Below are 22568 nucleotides of genomic sequence, written 5' to 3'. Positions count from 1 at the left end.
ATTGTCCCAGCCTGATAATTACCTCCATTATTAATGTTGAGCTTAAAAGGCTATTTCCACTGCTTATTTCATTCATTACACACTCGATTATGATGTTGTATATAAAAAATTATATCTAATTTTTTGTTACATATAATAAAGAGAGCTTTCAAATACAAACACAAAATGGACAATACTATTAACGGACAGACCAATGCCATTTAATAGCATCTTTTTCAACACTTTTGACAAAATCATCTTTCCCGTTGCAGTAGGCATTCATATCATTTGGATACTGCTTGGCAAGTTGGCACTTTATTTCCCCATACTGCCTGCAAACTTCGGGATGCTCTCGAAGGTAATCTCTAAATGCTAAATGTCTTTCTATTTCTTCAATGTTGTTATATTGAAAAGCGTGAATTTGATGTGTGCGACGATCGCCACCTTTACGGAAATATCTTCTTCCAGTTATGCCGAATTCGCCCTTAACTTCGTATCCAATCTCTTGAAATTGCTTGGAAAATGAATCTAATTTATGGATATCATTAACTACTAGTAAAATATCAATAATTGGTTTTGCTTTTAGACCTGGAACGGATGTACTTCCAATATGAAAACTATTCACCAATTCATCTTGAAGGATCGCCCTAATTGAACGTTCCTCTTTCTGATAGTAGCTGCTCCAATTGTGGTTATAATCTACAACTTTTATAATCCTCATTCAATACACCCCATTCTTTGTTTCTTGACAAAATTTGTGCATTATTACTTATTATAAAAAATCTAATACATTGTCAATAAAGATGTTTGAAAATCTTCTACAAAGCAGGCGATTCGTTTTTACATAGTGTTAAAATGAGCGATGAAGAGTTTGATAGCAACACTTCATCACTCTGAAGGGGGAGCAGCGCTTAATCTTTAATTTGCGTTGCTTTAATTAATGCTAAATATTGAGAATCCCCTAAACCATATTGAGGGAAGAGATGCAGTAAGTTCTGGACAATTTCATCGTGAGGTAGATGTTGCTGTGTTTGGATATACTTTGTGATTTCGTTATCGTTGTTCAATAGTTCTAAATACAATTTGATCCCTTGATACATAACAGGCATCAGTTCTACATCTGGCATACGGTGGTCTACTAACACTGCTTTATATATATGATAATAGCTTCCTAATGTTATGTCAGTCTCTTGCACATCATATGTTTGCTCTCTCACCGCATGATAGTAAATCGTTCCTTTGAATGATGTTTGTTCTAAAAACGCTAACAATGTTATTAAATTCATCTGACAAAACATATCTTCCCCAAACCAAAGAACGATACATTGATATTCTTTTGAAAATAAGGTCTTTTCAAGTGGAGCAACTGTAATGGCTTCGTAATCCTTAAGTGAGACTTGATGTCCTGCAGCTCGAACCTGTTTGAATGAGTCGCTAAAAATTGGTTTAACGGTGTCGTGTACACACATCGCTTCATTAAATGGTGCGTAATCGCTTTTTCCCATTAATTGTTGAGAACTGAATTCTTCGTACATATATTGACCATTTAAAATGTTCAATACTTCATGATCAAAATGTTCATCCACATGTTTTTGTAAATCTTCAATTCTTAATTTTTTTGAAATATCCATATAATAACTCCTCGCTTCATTCATAGTGAGCTTTACATAAGATTGCAATGGTTTAGGACATAAACGAAAGGCATTAGGGGTAACGCCGAATATTTCCTTGTAAGCTCGGGAAAATGCTTCTTGCGATGAATAGCCATGTTTAATCGCTATCTCAATGATCCTTTCATCTGTTTCACTAAGAGAGAGTGAAGACAGATAGGTTTTTCTAAAGGTCATATAGCGTTTAATGCTAATGCCTGTTATTTGATGAAATTTAAAGGAACAGTAATAAGAAGAATAGCCCATTGCTTCACTTAGTTTCATCAGGGAAAACCCCTCGAACAGATGTTCTTTAATCCAATCAATCATATCTTGAATCATAATGTTCATCATGCATCACTCCTAAATTTAATTATAGTTAAGAATGAAAAATGGTTTTGATATTCGTTGTGTTTTTTGAATGAGACGAACTAGATTCTACGTTAAGGTTGATGAGGTGTAATAGCAAGTGTTTTTTGTGCGAAAGCGAAGCGGCAGCAACAAGTGTTTTTTGTGCGACTGCGTAAGAGTAAAATCTGATGATCGGAAAAGAATTCAAATAAAAAACATATGATAAATCTAGGTGGCTAAAATTCAGTTTTAACTAGGTAGAAAAAATAAGGAGAAGATTAGATGAAAAAAAGAAAATTGCTTATTTTTGCGATATTACTAGGATTGTTAACGCTGTTAATAAGTTTTAGTCAATTTTTAAGTCCTTCTAGGGAAGAAATGAGGGAAACCGAAAAGGATTTTTCATCAGATCGAGCTCTGGATTATTTAAAGGAAGTTGCAAAGGAACCACATCCAATAGGCTCTCCAGCGAATAAAAGGGTTAGGGATTATATTGTTGAACACTTTCAACATCTCGATATACCCGTCGAAATTCAATCGAAGCCAGTGAAGGATCTTAGAGGAGAGAAGTATGCTTCAGATATAGGTACAGAAAATGTTGAAAATATAATTGCAAAAATCCAAGGGACATCAGGTGATGATCATGCGATTTTACTAACAGCTCATTATGATTCTGTATTAGAAACCCCTGGAGCATCAGATGATGGTTATGGCGTTGTCACAATTTTGGAGACAGCAAGAGCATTAAAGCAAATGCCAGCACCTAAAAATTCAATTTATTTTGTTCTAACAGACGGTGAGGAGCGGGGTTTACTAGGCGCGAGTGCTCTTAAAGATCGAGCGGATGTTTTGGGTAATGTAAGCGTGATGTTGAATTTCGAAGCAAGAGGCAATACAGGGGTACCCATTTTGTTTGAAACGAGTTCAAATGATTTACAGTTATTGCAATTGTATAAAGAGATTGTTCCATATCCTGTAGCATACTCATTTGCTGCTGAAATGTATAAAAGGATGCCGAACGATACCGATTTTACCGAATTGAAAGTGACAAAGAAATTAGGCTATAATTTTGCGAATATGAATGGATTTGATGCATATCATGCAAGGACAGATCGTGTGGAAAATAGTGATGAAGCAACAATTCGTCACTTCGGGAGCTATGTACTTCCTTTAGTGAAAAAGTTTATGATGATGGATGCAAAAGAGTTTCAAACGATTGAGGAAAGTAAAAGTAATGCGATTTACTTCCCGTTAATGAAAAAAATACTAGTTGTGTACTCCGAAAAGTTAGTAGTCCCATTACTGATTATTTTACTTGTCTTAACAGTCGCTATATTTATCTTTAGCTTTAAAACGAAAGTGATACAGATTAAGGGATTTGCTTTAAGTTTATTTGCGATGATGGGTAGTCTTGTTGCCATTTTCATCTTCTATTTTCTTCTAATGCGTCTTTCCTCAATTGTATTGATCGGTGAAATAAATGAATATAATATGGCTATGTTTGGTACGTATGATCCGACGATTCTTACGTCGTTGGTCTTACTTGCGATGGTGTTTTGTCTCTTTTTTGCGAAGTGGATTTCGAAAAAATACGGTTCCGCAAATTTCGTGATGAGTACGCAGGTTTTATGGATTGTATTGGCTGCGTTGACTAGCTTTACGTTCAAAGGTATTAGTTACGCTTTTACGATTCCAGCAATTATAAGTTTGCTGTTGATTTTACCTATCATATTGAAAGTTAATTGGCGGAAGGGTGTGTATCCATATATAACAGTTGCAGGATGGACAGTTCCAAGTATTCTATTACTTGCTCCAATTATGTATTTGATATATGTTGCACTAACAATTAGTATGGCACCTATAATAGCCATTCTAACGGCAATCATTATATTCCCGATAGTAGCAATTGTGAATTGGTTAATGGCTTTTGATGGTGCAGAATAGAAGGGATATTAAATAAAAAAGAGGAGAAAAGCGAATTCGTTTTTCTCCTTTTCGTCGTCTAAGAAAAATTATAAATGCAGGAAAATAAGTGCTAATCCATAGTAGATACTGAGTTGTACAACACAAAAATTACTTAAATGGATCTACATATTGAATTATAATTTTTGATAGTGATTAAAGAGGCTCTCTACTTTATCCTGGATAATCTGTTTTAATGAATAAGGCTTTACTGATATAACACTATGACCGTACCTCATAAAATAATTAGCGATAAATTCCTCTTCTCCAGCATTATAAAATCCCTTCACGACTGTTTTATTACCAATTTCTATTTTCATAGAAGGATAATGTTCTTTATAAAAAATATCCTTTGCTTGAGCTGAAATTTCTACCTCAAAATCAATACTCTTCTCGGATTGATAAATTTCTAATGAATGATGAATAAGTTCATCTAAAGAATAGTGAGATTTCATCCCCTGTTCTTCAATAAAAGAGATTCTATCACATCTGAAAACTCTATATTTATTCGTATTTAACTGTATGCCAGTTGCATACCATTGACCAAACCTAGCGGAAATTTTGAAAAATTGAACATGGTAACTTTTTTGCTCGTTATTTTTCAAATAGTGAATCTTACAGCTACTTTCAGTAAGAATACTCTTTAAAATTTTATCTAAAAAACGGCTAACATTATTATGCTGATTTACTTCAAATTGTAGAACTTTTTTCATTTTATGAATTTGCTGTATTTGATTGTTAGACAGACAGTTTTCGAACTTTTCATTAAGTTTATGAACGCTTAAATGGAATGGGGTTGATTGATAAGATTCTAGTGTCAGCATGGCAAAGTACAGAGCATATACTTCATCAATTGTAAAAATAATAGGGGATAACAATCTATTTTTTAAGATTCCATAACGTCCATGTCTGCCATGCTCAGCAAAAATAGGCATACCCAATTGTTCTAATGAACTAATATCACGCAGAGCCGTACTTTTGGAAATATTGTATTTAGCCATTAGGTCACTTAAATTAAAGTACTCCCGACTGTTTAAGTATCTAATCATGTCATTTAATCTTTCTGATTTTTTCAAGTGAATCTCCTTAAAGGTGTCATGTTTTGATACCTTTATATCTTAAAATAAGGTCAAGGTAATATCAATTGATAAGAAATTTACCTAAAATTATTTTATACAGGGGATTGATACTATGAGTACAACACTAGAAGTAGCTATTTTTTTATCCATGAATGGAAAAGCTAAAGAAGCGGTCGATTTTTACAAAAAGCATTTTAACGCAGAGGAATTGTTACTCGTTACTTATGAAGACATGGCAAAACGTGACAGCTCGTTGCTGATTACTGAGGAGAATAAACATTATATTACTCATTCCGTTTTAATAATCGGAAAAACAAAGGTTATGTTGGCGGAAGATACAATGGATGTATCAGAAAAATATGTAGTGGGGAACAACACTTCACTGTGTATTCAAAGCGCGGACTTAGAAGAAATCGAACATTTTTACAAGAGTTTGACGACAGATGAGAGAGTGAGAATCATTGTTCCACTATCGAGTAATGCTTTTAGTAAAGCATACGGCATACTTGAAGACCCGTTTGGTATTCAAATACAATTAATGTTTGATGATCGATTACATTAAAACATGGTTCGTTTTTACAACATGTAGCCATCGTTATTTGACTAAGTGTGTAAAAAAAGCTGGGTATGGGAGAAATCTTTACCCAGCTATTTTATTTCATTAAAAAAAATGGCAGCTTTTAAATACCGTAATGACTTTTAAACTTAAAAATCTCGTCAACAGCTTTGTGATACCCACCAGAATGTTGGAAGGATTTTTTTATGTTTGCAACAGCATTTTGGATGGAAGGGGTGTTTAACACATGATTGGCAGCTTCACTTAGTTGATTAGCTGTCAAACTTTCCATTTGTAATTGTATACCTGCTCCGATGTTGGTAACTTGTTTAGCGATGATCGGCTGATCAGCACTTAGTGGGATCACGATTAATGGAACCCCGTTATAGAGAGATTCATTAGTGCTATTCATGCCACCGTGTGTGATAAATAATTTAGTGTATTGTAGCAGTTCGGTTTGTGGAACATAATTTTTCACTATGAAATTTTCAGGAACCTTTCCTAATGCATCAAGTGGGGTTTGTTCCCCAATCGACATGACAACGGTATGCTCAGTATTCCCGAATGCCTTCAAACACAGCTTATAGAAATCAATGGCTTGATTTAAGACCGTACCTAATGAAATATAAATAGGGCCTTTTCCCTTGATTGCGGAAAGGTCGAAGTCTTCTTGCGTTAACCGTGAAGAGATGGATGGGCCTACAAATTTATAGGATGGGTCGAATGCTTCTCCAAAAGGTTGAAATTCCCTCGTTGTATAAACGATTGTCAATGGTGCCGGGTTACAGAACACTTCATAAGGTGAATTGATTTCAACACCATATTTTTCTTTGATTTTTGTAGTCAGGTTTAGAAAATCAGCATTTATACTTGTTAAAACTTCAGTCGAGACATTTTGTGAAAGATGTTCTAATGTTTGATCGAATGATAGTTTGGTCTCTGCAAAAGATGTACATGAATTGATTGCGGGAAGCTTCAGAATTTTGGCAAGTAAATGACCACATCCAAACATAGAATCGTGGATGATGTAATCAAAATGCTCTCCTTTAATTTGTTCAAGTACGCTAGGGATGACGATATCTGCAGTAAGTAAAAGTCCATTGACCCTTTCGAGCAAATGATTTCTTCCGCCTGAGATAAAGGCTTTTATAAATTTTTGGCCATCAAACGTGCGCACAGTCGCTCCTGTCTTCTCAATGCGCTCCCGAAAAGCTTCTATCGTAAAGAACACGACCTCTTCTCCTCGCGAAATAAGCTCCTGCACAACGCCAATCGTTGGATTGATATGTCCTTCTGATCCAGCGTTAATAAATAAAACACGTGCCAATTTTACCACTCCTTAGATAAAGGTATATTCAAGATGGTGTAAGAGTAAGAGATACTTTCCCTTATCATTGCTTAACCATGGTAAAACAGAGTGAGTTCTTATAGCAAGTTTGATCGTGTATCTTTTTAGGTGAATAGCCTATGTTGACATTAAAGGGCAGTAATTTATTTGTACCGAAAACGAAGCGTTAGGTACCAGATTCTTACCTTGCAATTTGGCGAAAGCAAAGAAGATAGGTGGGAGATGAACTGCCAGTAAAAGTCCGATTGGTGAAGACTAATAATCAGTGGGGAAGAAGCAAACCCCACACTGATTAAAGTTTCACTTTATTATTGTAATTGGAAAAATTACGGAGAAGGGCATTATCTACTTCTCTGTTACTAGAATACGTAAAGTCGGGAAAGGTAGATTTCAGAAGTTCATTTAAAACCCTAAACTAATTTCGAAATCGTGCTGGCTCAATACTGAGATTGGTTTAGGGTAAGACTTGAGAAATTGTAGGGGGTTATAAGTATGCCTTTATTTTCACCGGCGATAACTGACTATTGGAAGTCGGAATTTTTAAACGGAGACATTATCTACAACGATGAGAACTTTACGATTACTATCAATCCTGATCTAAGCGAAGACAGTCGGGTCATGGTGTTGGAAACGACTGACGGCCGGTTTTGGGCAGTCTTGACGCCTGAGATGGCCGATAAATTAGACATTTCCAAAGGACGTGAGCTGTCTGATCTGGTCTTCCTTCAGAAATTAAAGGAAGCGGGCGTCATTCTAAATGGTGCAGATAATATTTTTTATTTTTCAGAAGCCGAAAAGAACGTTTTGCTGCAAGAAAGTTTGGAAGGGTCATTGCGCCAATTAACAGAGCAAGATGATGCAGTTTTCTCTGAGTTCGAGTCCTCCGCGTCGGAACAAGATTTGGATGATGCTTATGTGGAGTTGGATCATTGGGCGGTGTACGGTTCTTTTGAGCATAACCGATTAGTTTGTGCTGCCAGTATGTATCCTTGGAAAGAAGATGCGCAAATTGCAGACCTCGGTGTACTGACTTTGACATCTTTTAGAGGGAAAGGTCATGCTCGCAAAGTAGTGCGTTCAATTAGTAAGTACGCCTTTGAGCAGGGTTACGAAACACAGTACAGATGCCAGCTCGATAACGAGGCTTCAACGTTTCTAGCTAAAGCGGCAGGTTTGACGCTGTTTGGAAAGTGGGATGTCATTTCTCCTGAGTGTACTGTCGGAAAGTCTCGGTAGGATAGAATCTATAGAAATTACCTTGGAGAAGACCAGTTGATAGTTAAACCTATTTTTCTTGTGATGGGAAAAATAGGTTTATTGATTATGGGAATTGTAGTATCGTAGGTTTTTGGTCATAACGTTGGTACCTGTTGAGCAAGTATCATAAAGATAGAATATATAGCAATGTTAAAGGGTGGGAAAATGTACACAATTGGGCAAGTAGCTAATTTTTTAGGTGTATCTAGAGATACCTTGAAGTTTTATGAGGAAAAGGATTTAGTAAAGCCAAAGCAAAATATTGAGAATGGGTATAGAAAATATAGTCATTTTGATATTTATGATATTACAACAGTAAATTTCTATCGAGAAATTGATATTGAAATTAAAAAAATCCAGGAATTAAGAAAGAGTAAGAGTATCGATGGAATTCAATCATTATTAGAAGAAAAAGAACAAGAGGTTTTACTGGAAATAGAATATAAAAAACTGCTATTGAAAAAGATTCAAATAGTAAAAGAAGATTGTAAGAAAATCAAACAATTTTTAGGAGAATACATAGTTAAGAAAATGAAACCTTTAGCAATAAAGGGAGAGATTGAACATTTTACTGCGTATGAAGAATATGACACTTTAAGAAAGAATGCAGACAGCTTAAAAAAAGCAGTTACGCTTACATCTTTAAGAAGAGTCATCCAATTCAACAAAGAAGGTGTTATAGAAGATAAGTTTATAATTGTACGAAAAGTGGAAGACCTAGATGAAGAAATGGAAGGTGAAATTCTATCTCATCCAAAATGTATTTATACAGTTATCGAAGATGGGAGATGGTCAACAGGTGGAAAAAGTATTGATCAACACGTGGAAGCGAGTTTAAGAAAGTTTGCATTAGAAGAAGGGTATGAACTATTGGGGCAAGTATATATAAATCTATTACTGACCACTTATGAAGATGGACTGGAACGGGTATTTTTAGAGATTTATGCACCGATCAAGTGATCCTTATTGTTTCCCTTCCTTTTGCTAAAGAGGCGAACGTAATTCAACTTAATTTCAAGAAGGAAGAGCCATTTATTTAGGGGTTCTTCCTTTTTTTTGAATTTAATACTTGAAAACTCAACAGTCATAGTGTACTATTCAACTAGTACACCGTGAAGCGAAGCAAAGCTTTTTTAGATCAATTCATTTATTACACACGAGGATGTAGAGTCGATTCGAGATGTTCGAATAAGGGTGCTGGCAATAATAGCTTTACAATACTAGAAATATTTAATGAAATGAAAAGGAGATTAAAATGAAAAGATTTACTTTATATGTATTAATGGCATTCACAATTGTGGTCATGTACGCTTGTTCACACGATACAATGCCTAATGAAGAAAGCAATAAAGAAAGTAAGGAAAATTCCGCTAGCAATGTACCTGTTAAAATTCCAGACGATCTATTTGTTTCTACTAAAAAGAATGAAACTATTAGTGAAGATGAAATGAAAGCAAGTATAAAAAAGTATATGGATTATAGTCATGTAATCGATAAAGAAATGGAAACGATCGTTTATGAATATGAGGATGCTACTGAATCGGATCGGGAAAAATTAAATGAACTAATTGATCAAGGGAAAAAGAATGATGCGAATTTCAATGATTTTATAAGTAATAATAGTATCCCAGATGATTATAAAGAACCTTCAAAGACAATTTATGAATTTGTTTCATCAATCAGGGGAATTTTAACACAATTTGATGAGGAAATTGTTGGAGCAGTTGAAAATGGTAGTTTGACAGAAATAACAGATTTTGCTTCAGAGCATTTTACAAGAGCGAACGGAAGGCAGCAACTAAAAATTGAAAAGTTTTTGGACGAGAAAAAAATTAAAACTACATATTTCGATGAATAGAAAGAATATTTTTTACCCTTCATTGTTTTTGAAGGGTATTTTTTTCGTCAAATTTTTTGATGGTATAAATATTGACCTGTGAGTAACCCCCAGGTTTAAGCTAAAGATATTCTTAATATTATCATTTTTGAAAACTTAGTTTGAAGCGGGGGATATGTATGAATAAAGAAAAGAAACTAAAAAAACCAGTAGCGAGTTTTATTGTATTAACCAATATTATTTTTTTGCCACTTTTTTGTCTTGTAGGAGCCATCAGCATGTTAGGATTTCCTAAATGGATATTTGATGTCATGCTCTGTATATCAGCTTGGTCTTCAACCTTTGCTTTTGCACTATTATTTAAAAAGATCTATCCTGGGCAGAGTATTATGCAATTTGTAAAAGATAAATTTAACAGTAAACTTAATTTTTTGTTGATTCTTACTGTGGTTATGATTCAAGCATTGCTATTTTTGATAATATTGTTTCTCATATCGAAAAATAGTGAAGTAGACTCTATTTTTACTGTTTCTTCATGGGGAATGCTGATATATTTCTTTATTAAAAACCTTCTTGCAGGGCCATTAGGAGAAGAAATAGGTTGGCGAGGCTTCGCTCAAATTGAGCTCCAAAAGAAGTATACACCCTTAATGGCTTCCATCATTATAGGATTTTGGTGGGGGCTGTGGCATCTACCCATATGGTTTACTGCAGGGCTTGTGGGTATTGATTTAATCAAATATATTCTATTTTTTATGATTGCACTCATATCCATTAAAATCGTCATGACAGCATGTTATAACTTAAATCAGAATTTAATCATCCCAATCATCATCCACCAATTATTTAATTTCTTAATAGGCTTAATTAACGGCAATTTACTCGATTTAATCATGTATAACGCCATTTTATATTTTGTTGTAGCGGTTTTATTCATCATTATTAATCCAAAGAATGTACTGTATGGACAGAAAGGTACAAACTTGAGACTCCAACGCCTAAAGGGACAAGTGACTAATGATACTGGAATTCCTGAGTAACTTCGGCACGAGAGGCCACCTTCAAATCGAGAGCGAAGGTGGCTTTTCTCATGTTATATACGGTAGTTGTGGCATTGAGTTGAGAGGTAGATGATCAATAAAATTTTCTATAATCAAAATTTTCTGTTGATTTATAGTGAAGCGTTATGGCACACTATAGAAGGGAATTATATTCCAAGTTTTTCCACGAAAGGGGATGTTATGAATGACAACTTATATCATATTGGTGGTTTTAACTTAACCGAATATCGGGCATAGTGAATTCCAATCTTTTATTATAGCTTGGAATGAGAGCAACGGGAATATCACCCGTGTTTTTTGCTATGCCGTAAACAGTAACCTTTCATGAATACTGCTGTTAGCGGGATACGATGAAAGTCGTATTCCTTTTATATTATAGTCGACTTTTGGCTATTCTCCGCGAAACAGCAGCTTCTTAGGAGGCTGCTTGTTCGCGGTATTTTTATGCCCGAAAACAACTTTAATTTTTGGAAGAGGGTCGGTTCATTGATTGATTTAAAACAATACGGCTATATCGAAGTCGAAACACCGCCGATAGGTTTAATACCTGGAAGGGTTACGGAACTACAGCGAGAGCAATATACCGTCATCACGGAACAAGGAGAAGTGACGGCTGTATTGAAGGGCACTTTTTACCATACTGCGGTAACTCGGGAGGATTTTCCGTGCGTTGGCGATTTTGTATTTCTGCAATACAACGAAAATGGTGCTTCGCGCATTGCCAATTTGCTGCCTCGCCGCTCGAAATTTTCCCGCGCTGACTATTCGGGACATGCAGCAGGGTATGTCAAAACCATACTGGAGCAAGTCGTAGCAACGAATTTTGATTACGTATTTATCGTGTCGTCCCTAAACTGGGATTTCAAAGTCAGCCGCATCATGCGCTACCTGACACAGGCACGACAGAGCAGCAGCCAGCCCGTCGTAATTTTAACAAAAGCTGACCTTGCCCCGTATTTCAGTGTACCGTTAGCTGAAGTTCAAAAAGCTGCTCCTGACGTGCCAGTTCACGCAGTCTCCAGCCACACTGGGAGTGGTTTAGATGAGTTGAGTGAATATTTGAAACCAGGTAAAACGGTTGTATTACTTGGCATGTCCGGTGTGGGAAAATCCTCGTTGCTAAACGCCTTAATGAATCAGGAAGTGATGACTGTCAAGGCTATCCGAGAGGCCGACAGTCGGGGCCGGCACACAACAACGCATCGTCAGCTTTTTATGCTTCCTTCCGGTGCGATGGTTATTGATACACCTGGTATGCGTGAACTTGGGCTGTTTGGTGCGGACGACGGGATCAGTGCGGGATTTAACGGTGTGGAGGAATTATTCACACAGTGTCGTTTTAATGACTGCCGCCATCATACGGAGCCGGGCTGCGCTGTTCTTGCTGCCCTTGCTGATGGATCATTGGCACCAGAGCAATGGGAGCGTTACCTTGTACAGAAGCGGGAAAATCGGTTTGTGGATGATAAATCGAGGTATCTCATGGATAAACGGGCGAGGCAAAAGTCTATTGACATGCGACATAAAGGTAAAAAGGGAGGATACAAGAAATGAACAACTATGTTGAAAAGGTTGTAAAGCCCGAAATACTGGAGCTTGTTTTGAGTAAAATGATCGGTCAGACGATAATCCGCGCAGATTATCAACTTAAAGAGTTGCAAGGCGGGACAGTAGGGGTTGTTCGGCTTGTATCAGGTATAGCTGAAACTTCTGATGGTGAAAATCTGCCGTATAAGATGGTTTGGAAAACACAGAAAAAATTTGAGCGTTATGGTGATCCGGATTCATGGCGTAGGGAATACGACCTCTATGCATCGGATTTCAAAAAGGTTTTCTTCGATTCGTTCCGCTGGCCGGAGTGTTATCACGCCGAAATAAATGGTGATGAGACTCAACTGTGGATGGAATATATTGATGGTGTGTCAGGCTTAAATCTAACCGTGGAAATGTATGAACGTATAGCCGAAGAATTGGGGCGATTTCAAGGCAGGTTGTATACTGAACGACCAAACGTTTTGCAGAATTTGCCCAATTTAAGCAAGGTTGAGTTTACGAAAAACTATTATCTGCGTTATCGGTCATGGAATGTTTTGTATGATTATATACGCTCAGATGACTGTGAAATCCCGAAGCATCTGTGTAAAATGCTCATAGACATAGATAACAATGCGGACGAAATATTCAGTCGAATCGAAAAGTTACCAATAGTACTTTGCCACAGAGATTTTTGGGTGGCAAACATATTCTATTCGGACAGTAAAATCGTACTTATCGATTGGGATACTGCCGGATGGGGGTACATGGGTGAGGATATCGCGAGTTTAATAACTGATGAAGCTGACGTCTGTCATATGATTGAATACTACCAAAAATGCATTCCGGCATATTACAGGGGTTTTTCGGAATATGCGGATGTGTCCAATGTATCCGATCATTGTATCTATGAACTAATTCTTGCCATGTTCGGATACAGGCTTGTGGAGTGGTATAAATTCGCTACGTCTCCCGAAGATAAATCAATGCACCTTAGTACTTTGCAAAAAATCTATGAGATGAGAAATATGTAGAAAATATAACTATTGTATATTAGGTGTAAACAACTGGATGAAAGTCTGTGAAATTTTAAGTAGTTTTCAATAGAATTGTTGCCTTTTACTACTTTTGTAATAATCGCCTGTTAAGAGCGTAGTATAAAAAGGTGTTATTTGAAATTTCAGTAATAGTGTTAACAATTAATGAATATGGGGGCGGAAAAATGTCAAATAAAGACTCAGAGAAGATTAAAGGATCAAAGAAGAGATTTGAAGAAATCCTTACAGAAAATGGTGTGGATAATGGAAACAGAATAATAGTAGATAGAGAAACAGGAATTCATTATTTATTTAGTTGGGCTGGATATGCAGGGGGGATCACCCCGTTATTGGATAAGGATGGTAAACCGATGATAAAACCAACTAATGAATAACATAATTTATCTTGTTCAACTATATGGTAGCTTTAGTTAAATTTTGATTCACGAAATATAAAAAGACAGAATTTAGTCTACACGTTTTTTAGATTAATTCTGCCTTTTTTTTAACAGTAACAATCTTTGAGAAAACAGCCTAGATTTAATTCAATTAACGGAGGCGTTCGTATTATATAGTTCAGTCAGAACTTTTTTATTTACATTTAATCTATCAGAAGTCGACTACATTATATTTATTAGTAATTGTCGTGAGATAAGGTCATTAGCTCCAGTAGCTGCCGTTTCTTACAGTAAAAAGAGTACCGCCATAAACATGTAGATGCAAGTAGCAAAACAGCAACAGGCGTATGGCAACAATCAGGCTGATTTTATGGAATACGGAGGAGAAATAGATGAACAGAAAAAATTTGGTTGTCTTACCCTTACCAGAATTTGAATCAGAGATTGGTCGATGGATATGGTGTTTGGAAGATGTTCGGCGAACACTTTTAGAAAAAATAGCAGGCATAAGTCAGCAATATCTTGATACCGAATTAAACGGTCACTCGATTGGATCGTTGTTATATCATATCGCTTTAATTGAAGCAGACTGGCTCTATGAAGAGGTTCTTGGCGGTAAATGGAATCCAAAGATCCGTTCCTTATTTCCTCAAGAAGACCGTAATCAGGATGACACTTTGAGCCATATAGAGGGCCAAAGCTTAGATGAACATTTATATCGTCTACAATGTGTACGTGATGAACTACTTTTCCATTTTCGTACTATGAATTTAGAGGATTGGCGTGCATCCAGAAGCCTCGCTCATTACGATGTTACACCTGAGTGGGTTATTTACCATCTCCTCGAACACGAGGCACATCATAGGGGCCATATTTTTCAGATGCTTGCCATTTTGAAGAGATAAAGTTAACCGCTATCTTTAGAAGATGGTTGATTTTCATCTCGAAATCAACATAAAGACACAAATATTGAAGTGGCGAAAGATCAATGCTATTATAGGTATGTAAAGTCTCTAATTGAGGTGAAAAACATTATGAAATATTCTAAAGCTACAAATTATGCGCTACACACAATGCTCTTTCTTGCGAAGGAAGAACCGAATAAACCAGTTGGTGTCCAACCATTAGCAGAGATGCAAAATGTTTCTCCTACGTATTTGTCTAAAATCCTCACGAAGTTAGTAAAAGAGGGGATGATCAATTCTGTATCGGGTGCCAATGGAGGATATACTCTTAGTCATAACTGGGAGGATATTTCATTTTTAGATATTATCCATGCAATTGAAGGCAAATCGTCATTATTTGAATGCTGTTTATTTGACGATCCTAAGTGCGTCATAAAAGAAGTAATGTTATCTGCAGAAGAAAAACTGGAAAACGAGTTACGAAACAGCAAAATATCGGATCTTGTGAAAAAATAGTAGTGGATTTATAGTCCACCATTATTTTTTAATTAATCGCGGATATAAAGAGTCTTTTAAGTCTGTTATAATTGCAAACTTTTAGCTTAGAATCATTTTATTTTTTCCTTTAAGTTGAGCCTTAAAGGCATGTTGGGTAGCACACAACATGTACTCTACACAATTTATGGAGGAGTTATATGATGGAATTATTTGATTGTGCAATTATCGGTGCAGGCGGCGGTGGGTTAAATGCTAGTTTGATTTTAGGAAGATCTCGTAAGAAAGTCGCGTTATTTGATAATGGAACAAATCGGAATCGTGTGACGCAAGAATCACATGGATTTCTTACGCGTGATGGTATTAAACCAGCCGAGTTTAAAGAAGTAGCTTTGAATGATCTGAAAAAATACCCGTCAGTTCATTATTATCAAAACACGGTTATGAATATTACGAAACAACCAAATGGTTTATTTAAAATTGAAACGTTAGAAGAAATTGAGTATGTTGCTGAGAGAATAATATTGGCAACAGGTGTTCAAGAGGAATTTCCAACAATTCCGGATATTCGAAAATATTATGGGAAAAGTTTATTCAGCTGCCCAACTTGTGATGGATGGGAATTAAGAGATCAACCTCTAATTATTATTTCTGAAAATGAAGAACAAACCCTTTTTAAAGGAAAGCTTATCTATAACTGGTCAAAGGATTTAGTGATCGCCACAAATGGTCATGAGCTTTCTGCACCGACATTGAATGAACTACAAAGAAAAGATATAACTGTCATTACTGAGTCTATTCAAAATCTTCATGGTGAAGATGGTTATTTAAACAAAATAGTGTTTAGTTCTGGGCTTGAAATAGAAAGAGTTGGCGGTTTTATAGTCCCTAACTTTGTGCGTCCGAATCAATTTGCAGAGCAACTCGGTTGTCATTTAAATGAAAATGGTAGCATGGTTGTGGATGAGGCAGGCCGTACGTCACAAGAAAATGTGTATGCAGCGGGGGAGACAGCTAAATTAGGCCAGTCTTCATTAATCGTCGCTGCTGCTGAGGGATATAAAGCAGCGATGGCAGTTGTTTTCGATAGTACAATTTAAAAGAATTTTTTAGTTTAATTACAGATATTAAAGATCTTTAATGTGTGATAAAGGGAAAGAGTAGGGTCTAATCATAATAATAAGCATATTATAACTTCAAGATTTTTAATTTCACAAAGGAGGAAAAGAATGATGTCAATTGTTCAAGTAACAACAAAGGAAGAATTAAGAGAACACTTAAAAACTAAAAAGATTGTGTTAATAAATTTTTGGGCTGAGTGGTGTGGCCCATGTAAAATGTTCAAAGGGGTGCTTAAAGAACTTAATGAAGAATTCAGTGGTAAGGTGAAAATTATAAGGGTGAATGTTGAAAAAAGCCCGGAGATCGCAGCGGAATATAAGGTAATGGGTATCCCTCATTCTAGATTGATTATTCATAATAAATCACATGAACCAATTATTGGATATGTACCTTATGAAAAACTGAAGCAAATAATCGGAGTATGATTCGTTAAACAACTGAAAAACCATTTTGGATGAACATCTAAAAAAGGTATCTCTATTTAAGGAAAGCCGTCTGTATAAAAAATTAGCGTGGTGAATGTTTCACTATAATAATCATCAAGTCAAACAAGCAAAAAGGGTTAATCCTGTTGCTTGTTTGACTTGATTTCTAAATATAATGAGAAACTAATTGCAACGAACATAATCGTAGAAAATATAATCGAGAACGTTTCTGTATAGTAGATGGATGTAATCAATAGGATAAGAGAACAAATGATCATGGCAACTCGTAGTAATATATCTGTTATTTTACTTGGATTAAAAAAATCTTGTAGAATAGCAAAAAAATAAGATACTCCGAAAAATATTATATATTCATAAACAAAAACAGGCTTCACATATTCCGGAATTCCAAAATAAATTAATTTGAAAATTAAAATGAGCGGTGGTATATATTTTATATATTTGCTAAAGGAATTCGTCAAAATATCACTCCTTTTTTTGTTAATAGAATAACACTTATTGTAAAAGGTAAATAATTCGGTGGAGCAGATGACCATTCCAATAGGGTGCTATTCTGTTCCTTTTAAAAAGGCAAAATTGCTGCTTTTTCTAGCGTGTATGAAGTCTTTTCGAAATCTGGGGAGATTGCGCTTGTATCATTAGAAGTACCGTCATAAATAAAACAGGGGGATATTTCCTCCCAACATGAAAGTGGTAGACCGTTGATACATAAATGTTTGTAGTAGAATGTTAGTCAAATATGATTTTTTCAATCTGTTTTGATTATATACCAGCTCGTGTTATAATGAGTAACTTAAGGTAATTAAGACGTTCCTTATAACTGAACGGATGCCAAGAAAGCCTCCGAATAGAGATAAAATATTGAGGTGTAAGAGATTGAATAAAAAATGGACGATTGATAAAATTAAAGAATTTGTGGAGAATAATTCAGAAAGTAAATTGCTAACGACTGAATATCACGGTTTCTCTCAAAAGTTACTATTTAAATGTGCATGTGGTAGCAAGTTTGAAAAAACATTTACAAAATTTAAAAATAAACATCAACGTAAATGTGATGTCTGCCAACCACCAAAAGAGTCACGCTAATCAATAATAAACGAAGTGTTTAAATGAACTAGCTAATAAAAAAAGTTCAATGATTACAGCTACAAAGAATATTTTAAAAGTGAGTAGGAGAACAAACATGATAGAGATCAAAACATCTCCATTAAGTGATGGAGAATTCAATAGAGGGGTATTTGCAACGTGTGATATCAAAAAAGGACAGCTTTTACACGAAGCCCCTGTCATTGCTTATCCAAATGAACAACACCAATACATTGAGCAAACGTTACTCGCTGATTACGCTTTTGAGTATGGGATCGGTCGAACTGCTATCCTTCTTGGGTATGGTATGTTGTTTAACCATTCTTATGAACCTAATGCAACTTATGAGATTAATTTTAAAAACGAAACATTTGACTTCTTTGCTTATACGGATATTAAAGCCGGAGATGAAATTCTAATCAATTATAATGGCGATGTTGATGACAAAGAGCTACTGTGGTTTGATCAGGAAAAAGAGGATTAAAATAAATCGGGGCGTTGATCCAAGAAGGATAAAGTCACTTAATTAAACTAGTTTAACTCAGTAAATGCAGTTCGATTAAGTCTGATTTATCAAGGTTTTAAGTAATCCTCAAATAAACTGTGTTAAATATAATTAACTCAAAAAAATAATTATGTGAGCAAATGTGTGAGCATTTTGGTTTGCAAGTGATCTGTTTTTAATGTTGAATTTGTACGCAATATCCTTAAAATATATATTCAAGGTAGCTAAACAACTCAGTGCAAATACAATGGTTTTACTGTAGCTTTGTAAAAAAGATTGAACGTTTATAATAAAGATTGATAATTTGTAATAAAGTTTGATAAAAATCATCTCTTTGGTTATCCTTTGAGATGATTTTTTTATTGGACATTTATGTTAAAACTGATGTTTATCTTGTGAAGAATTTCTTCCAATCCTTCCACCGTATGGTCCACTTTATCAAACGAACTTAACAATTGACCAAATGATTGCTATTCAACGCTATCATAAAATTGGCGTCAAGAATTTAAACAAATGGAAATTACCGGTGAAGAGAGAATAATTGGGGATTTGTGGTATTATATAGTGAGCGAAGAAACAGAATGAAATTTTCCAACGAGCTTCGCAAACAATTGAAATTACCAATAGAGGGTCCTGCCGACAAAATGCTACAGACCTAATTACTGTAAGACATCTTTTTGGAAGGATAAATCAGTTCCTACTTTTATAGAATAGGCTGAAATGGTATTTACTTAGGTTATAGTAACAGCTAGGTTTTAATAGCTGAGAATTAAAAGGAGAGATTTCATTATTTATGTTTAAAAATTTTTTTGGAAAGTGCATAGTAACTTTTTTTGTTTTACTTTTACTTATTCCTGTTTTTACAAATCAAAAGGCTACAGCTAATTCACTACCTCAAAATGAAATGCGTGCAGCCTGGATTGCAACAGTATCTAATATTGATATGAAGGCAGGTATGAGTAAAACCCAATATACTCAATGGGTTCAAAGTACCTTAGACAAATTAAAAGCTGATAACTTTAATACAGTTATTTTTCAAGTTAAGCCATTAAATGATGCACTGTACCCGTCTAAGCTTGCTCCATGGTCATCGTATATAACAGGCAATACACAAGGGACCAATCCGGGTTTTGATCCATTGCAAATAATGCTGGACGAAGCACATAAGCGAGGATTAGAACTTCATGCTTGGGTAAACCCATATAGGATCACTATGCCTTCGCAATCTTTGACTAATCTTGCTGCCGATAATGTAGCCCGTAAAAATTCTAATTGGGTAGTGAAATACGGTAAACAATACTATTTAGATCCTGGTTTGCCGGAAGTTCAAAATTACTTATTATCAACCATAGAAGAATTAGTAAGCAACTATGATATCGACGCTGTACATATGGATGATTACTTCTATCCTTATAAAATAAAAGGAGAGACTTTTCAAGATCAACAAACTTTTAAAAAGTATGGTGGCTCATTCAATAATATTGAAGACTGGCGCAGAAATAATGTTAATCAATTAGTAAAAAAGGTTTATGCAAGCATTAAGGCAATTAAACCTCATGTTCAATATGGAATATCTCCGTTTGGAATTTGGCGAAACAAAGGGCAAGATTCTACTGGTAGTAACACGAATGGAATGAGTAACTACGATGATCTTTATGCTGATACAAGACAGTGGATTAAAGATGGAAGTATCGATTATATTGCTCCTCAAATCTATTGGTCCAGAAATCATAAAGCAGCAAATTACTCTGTTTTATTAGATTGGTGGGGAAGAGAAGTTCAAACGTACGCAAAAGTCCATCCTGTTAATTTATATATTGGCATGGCCAATCATAAAGTTGGAAATGATTCTGATACTGCATGGAATAATAAGACGGAACTTATCAGCCAAGTAATCGCCAACAGAGCAAATAAAAATGCTCAAGGACAAATGCATTTTTCTCTAAGAAGTATTAACAATAACGCTCTTGGATATGCTTCTTATCTAAATCAGCAACTATACAATTATAAAGCTTTAACACCTACAATTTATTGGAAAGGCTCTGCAATACCTTTATGTCCAACTGATGTTAAATTGAGTAAAGAGTCTTTCGGCATGAAGCTTACTATTACAGATGAAAATAGTACTCAACCAAGGAAATATATAATATACCGATTTGATGGAACAAAAGAAGGATCATATGAAGACGTTAAAAATATAGTAGACGTGGTTTATAACACACAAGGTAATACTGTTTATGTAGATACTATTGCAAATAATAGTAAAGTATACACATATGGTATAAAGTCTATATCTGCTACAGGTGTGGAAAGTAAAACTGCTTTTGTTCTAAAAGACGGAAATCCTTACCAGTAGCAGTAGAGCCAACACCTGAAGGGCCAGAGCAACCAGAAAAACCTGTAGATCCAAAGCCTATTGGTAGAAAATAATCGATCTTTTTTATAAAAACCAATCTTAAATTTGAGGGATAAGAATCCATTTTGATCAATCTTTTTTCAAAATGGATTCTTTTTATTTATCGTAAAATGCTGGCTTGTGAAGAAGTTTTGATCAAACTTTATTTTAAAGCAACATTTACTGATGATTATTATTGTATAAATATTATCCCATCACTATGCTAAAAGCGCTTAGGGATGGATTTTTATTGTTCATTTTAGAAAGTCCCTTTATAGAATATACAAACCTTCTTATTAAACTCCCATGAAAGAACGTAATCATTTTTCATTTTCTGTGGTGAAGATCTTATTTTTGCGCTACATGGATGGCTAACGGGGCAGAATAATGGAATTAAGCTAAAAATTGCCAAATTCAATTTTAGTATCGAGGAATTACGCTTTTTAGAATTAGAATTTCCCTTACATTGTAATTCCGCATTTTCTTTCTTAAACTACATCAAGTTGTATGTGTAAAATATCGCTTAAAAAAGTGCAAAATACCTCCTGAAGCAACCCGTCCTAGGTTAGAACGGGTTAGCTTTACTGAGATTATAAAATTAAATAGCTATATTGTCACTTTATATTACATCATCTGGTGGTTGTGTCTTTCTCCACCCATAAAACTGCATGACGTCTTTTGATCATATAAATCATTTCAATTCCCACCTTTCATGTTTTTTAATTAACAAAATTAATATTGACGAATGCGAATATAATTATCTACTTTTCTTCGGTTCTCTTCTAAGATTTTTTTCGCATTTTCATTATGAAGTGCTTTCTCAAGAGAGATCTCACGTTTTGTAATAGTTATCGTGAGAGCAAAAATGTTTAATATCATTTATTATCACCTCCTTAAATTACCATGAAAAATGAAAAAAACCGTAGAGAGACTCTCCTACGGTGAAAAAAGGCACAAAAATACCGCAGGGGCACACTTCTCCCTGCGGTATTGGTATGCTTAATTACAAAAAAAAACCTTAAGCGATCCATTCCGATCTGGTCGAATGTGTGATTTTCATTTTTACTGAAGTTGTAACTACCAATGACATCAATTTAACGATAACGATCATTTCATTCGACCTCCTTAAGAATTTTTTGTTTACTTTGTAAGTATATCTATTTATAAGCTGTTTGTAAACATCTTTTACTAAGTTTTCCTGATTATGTTAGTGACTTGAAAAACTCTTTGCTGCTTTACATTGTTAGTTACCTGATATTTTCGGAGGAGCAAATAGAAGATATAGAAGACTTAAAGCCAAAAAACATAATTATTATTAAGGCAGGGATTTCAGAAATGGTTTAGAATTATTAAAATTAAGGACAATTTAAAGGAAAACCTAAACGAAAATTGGATCTTTATGGAATTTTAATGTGCTTGAGAATTTTTGTACTTAAAGTAAAGAGGGCTTTAGTTGAAAACCAATCTTCAATAAAACCAGCTAATAGTTGTCAATAATTTTCATTAAAAATAATAAAAATATCATGTTATACTAAATTTGTGTATACCAAATAACCGTCCAAATACT

The 22568-nt window shown here is 35.0% G+C and carries 22 protein-coding genes; 16 read left to right on the top strand and 6 right to left on the bottom strand.

Features of this window, described 5'->3' with window-relative positions; genetic code table 11:
• Positions 1-178 precede the first annotated feature (178 nt).
• Entirely contained in the window at positions 179-700 is a 522-nt protein-coding gene (locus tag ACQKMI_RS03890) for a GrpB family protein (protein WP_427487372.1), read from the bottom strand.
• A gap of 190 nt (positions 701-890) precedes the next feature.
• Complete coding sequence (locus ACQKMI_RS03885) at positions 891-1979, bottom strand: helix-turn-helix transcriptional regulator (RefSeq protein ID WP_427487371.1); 1089 nt, start codon at positions 1977-1979, stop codon at positions 891-893.
• A 282-nt stretch (positions 1980-2261) separates the two neighbouring features.
• Here ACQKMI_RS03885 and ACQKMI_RS03880 point away from each other — a divergent pair, with 282 nt between their 5' ends.
• Positions 2262-3923, top strand: coding sequence for a M28 family peptidase (locus tag ACQKMI_RS03880; RefSeq protein ID WP_427487369.1), 1662 nt, complete (start codon positions 2262-2264; stop codon positions 3921-3923).
• A gap of 155 nt (positions 3924-4078) precedes the next feature.
• On the opposite strand, the gene ACQKMI_RS03875 is transcribed toward ACQKMI_RS03880, so the two are convergent.
• On the bottom strand, positions 4079-5017 hold the full coding sequence (locus ACQKMI_RS03875) for a helix-turn-helix transcriptional regulator (protein WP_427487368.1): 939 nt from the start codon (positions 5015-5017) through the stop codon (positions 4079-4081).
• 115 nt (positions 5018-5132) lie between these two features.
• Here ACQKMI_RS03875 and ACQKMI_RS03870 point away from each other — a divergent pair, with 115 nt between their 5' ends.
• A complete protein-coding gene (locus ACQKMI_RS03870) occupies positions 5133-5582 on the top strand; it encodes a VOC family protein (protein ID WP_427487367.1) in 450 nt (149 codons plus the stop codon).
• A 118-nt stretch (positions 5583-5700) separates the two neighbouring features.
• Here the strand turns inward: ACQKMI_RS03870 and ACQKMI_RS03865 are convergent, their stop codons facing one another.
• Positions 5701-6903: a macrolide family glycosyltransferase gene (locus ACQKMI_RS03865; protein ID WP_427487365.1), complete on the bottom strand. Its 1203-nt coding sequence runs from the start codon at positions 6901-6903 to the stop codon at positions 5701-5703.
• Positions 6904-7416: 513 nt separating this feature from the next.
• On the opposite strand from ACQKMI_RS03865, the gene ACQKMI_RS03860 reads away from it, so the two are divergent.
• The 11 genes from ACQKMI_RS03860 to ACQKMI_RS03810 all read left to right on the top strand — a co-directional run bounded on the left by ACQKMI_RS03860 (position 7417) and on the right by ACQKMI_RS03810 (position 16994).
• Positions 7417-8160, top strand: coding sequence for a GNAT family N-acetyltransferase (locus ACQKMI_RS03860; protein WP_427487363.1), 744 nt, complete (start codon positions 7417-7419; stop codon positions 8158-8160).
• A gap of 186 nt (positions 8161-8346) precedes the next feature.
• Positions 8347-9141: a MerR family transcriptional regulator gene (locus tag ACQKMI_RS03855; protein WP_427487362.1), complete on the top strand. Its 795-nt coding sequence runs from the start codon at positions 8347-8349 to the stop codon at positions 9139-9141.
• A gap of 295 nt (positions 9142-9436) precedes the next feature.
• Positions 9437-10039, top strand: a complete 603-nt coding sequence (locus ACQKMI_RS03850) for an NDxxF motif lipoprotein (RefSeq protein ID WP_427487361.1) — start codon at positions 9437-9439, stop codon at positions 10037-10039.
• Positions 10040-10197: 158 nt separating this feature from the next.
• Positions 10198-11058 (top strand): CPBP family intramembrane glutamic endopeptidase, encoded by an 861-nt coding sequence (locus tag ACQKMI_RS03845; RefSeq protein WP_427487360.1) that lies wholly within the window; start codon positions 10198-10200, stop codon positions 11056-11058.
• A gap of 507 nt (positions 11059-11565) precedes the next feature.
• Positions 11566-12633 (top strand): ribosome small subunit-dependent GTPase A, encoded by a 1068-nt coding sequence (rsgA, locus tag ACQKMI_RS03840; protein WP_427487359.1) that lies wholly within the window; start codon positions 11566-11568, stop codon positions 12631-12633.
• On the top strand, positions 12630-13646 hold the full coding sequence (locus ACQKMI_RS03835) for an aminoglycoside phosphotransferase family protein (RefSeq protein ID WP_427487358.1): 1017 nt from the start codon (positions 12630-12632) through the stop codon (positions 13644-13646). Before rsgA ends, ACQKMI_RS03835 begins: the two co-directional genes overlap by 4 nt.
• A 188-nt stretch (positions 13647-13834) precedes the next feature.
• The gene (locus ACQKMI_RS03830) at positions 13835-14044 is read left to right on the top strand and encodes a DUF6440 family protein (protein WP_427487356.1); all 210 of its coding nucleotides are present in this window, start codon (positions 13835-13837) and stop codon (positions 14042-14044) included.
• Between the two features lie 395 nt (positions 14045-14439).
• A complete protein-coding gene (locus ACQKMI_RS03825; RefSeq protein WP_427487354.1) occupies positions 14440-14952 on the top strand; it encodes a DinB family protein in 513 nt (170 codons plus the stop codon).
• Positions 14953-15081: 129 nt separating this feature from the next.
• Positions 15082-15468 carry an Rrf2 family transcriptional regulator gene (locus ACQKMI_RS03820; RefSeq protein WP_427413449.1) on the top strand — a complete coding sequence of 129 codons (387 nt, stop codon included), beginning with the start codon at positions 15082-15084 and terminating at the stop codon, positions 15466-15468.
• A 182-nt stretch (positions 15469-15650) separates the two neighbouring features.
• Complete coding sequence (locus ACQKMI_RS03815) at positions 15651-16547, top strand: NAD(P)/FAD-dependent oxidoreductase (protein WP_427487353.1); 897 nt, start codon at positions 15651-15653, stop codon at positions 16545-16547.
• A gap of 132 nt (positions 16548-16679) precedes the next feature.
• Positions 16680-16994, top strand: a complete 315-nt coding sequence (locus tag ACQKMI_RS03810; RefSeq protein WP_427487352.1) for a thioredoxin family protein — start codon at positions 16680-16682, stop codon at positions 16992-16994.
• Between the two features lie 137 nt (positions 16995-17131).
• On the opposite strand, the gene ACQKMI_RS03805 is transcribed toward ACQKMI_RS03810, so the two are convergent.
• Positions 17132-17476 (bottom strand): hypothetical protein, encoded by a 345-nt coding sequence (locus ACQKMI_RS03805; RefSeq protein WP_427487351.1) that lies wholly within the window; start codon positions 17474-17476, stop codon positions 17132-17134.
• Between the two features lie 415 nt (positions 17477-17891).
• On the opposite strand from ACQKMI_RS03805, the gene ACQKMI_RS03800 reads away from it, so the two are divergent.
• From ACQKMI_RS03800 to ACQKMI_RS03790, 3 genes are all read left to right on the top strand, one after another.
• Positions 17892-18101 carry a hypothetical protein gene (locus tag ACQKMI_RS03800; protein ID WP_049665921.1) on the top strand — a complete coding sequence of 70 codons (210 nt, stop codon included), beginning with the start codon at positions 17892-17894 and terminating at the stop codon, positions 18099-18101.
• A 97-nt stretch (positions 18102-18198) separates the two neighbouring features.
• Positions 18199-18585, top strand: a complete 387-nt coding sequence (locus tag ACQKMI_RS03795; protein WP_427487350.1) for an SET domain-containing protein — start codon at positions 18199-18201, stop codon at positions 18583-18585.
• 814 nt (positions 18586-19399) lie between these two features.
• Positions 19400-20962 (top strand): glycoside hydrolase family 10 protein, encoded by a 1563-nt coding sequence (locus ACQKMI_RS03790; protein ID WP_427487349.1) that lies wholly within the window; start codon positions 19400-19402, stop codon positions 20960-20962.
• Between the two features lie 771 nt (positions 20963-21733).
• Here ACQKMI_RS03790 and ACQKMI_RS03785 read toward each other — a convergent pair.
• A complete protein-coding gene (locus ACQKMI_RS03785; RefSeq protein WP_427487348.1) occupies positions 21734-21880 on the bottom strand; it encodes a YrzI family small protein in 147 nt (48 codons plus the stop codon).
• Between the last annotated feature and the right edge of the window lie 688 nt (positions 21881-22568).

The sequence above is a fragment of the Lysinibacillus sp. NPDC097214 genome, from assembly GCF_050277945.1.
In the GTDB taxonomy this organism is placed as follows: domain Bacteria; phylum Bacillota; class Bacilli; order Bacillales_A; family Planococcaceae; genus Lysinibacillus; species Lysinibacillus xylanilyticus_B.
Note: the sequence above shows the minus strand (reverse complement) of the source record. Positions and strands in the feature narration are given on the sequence as shown.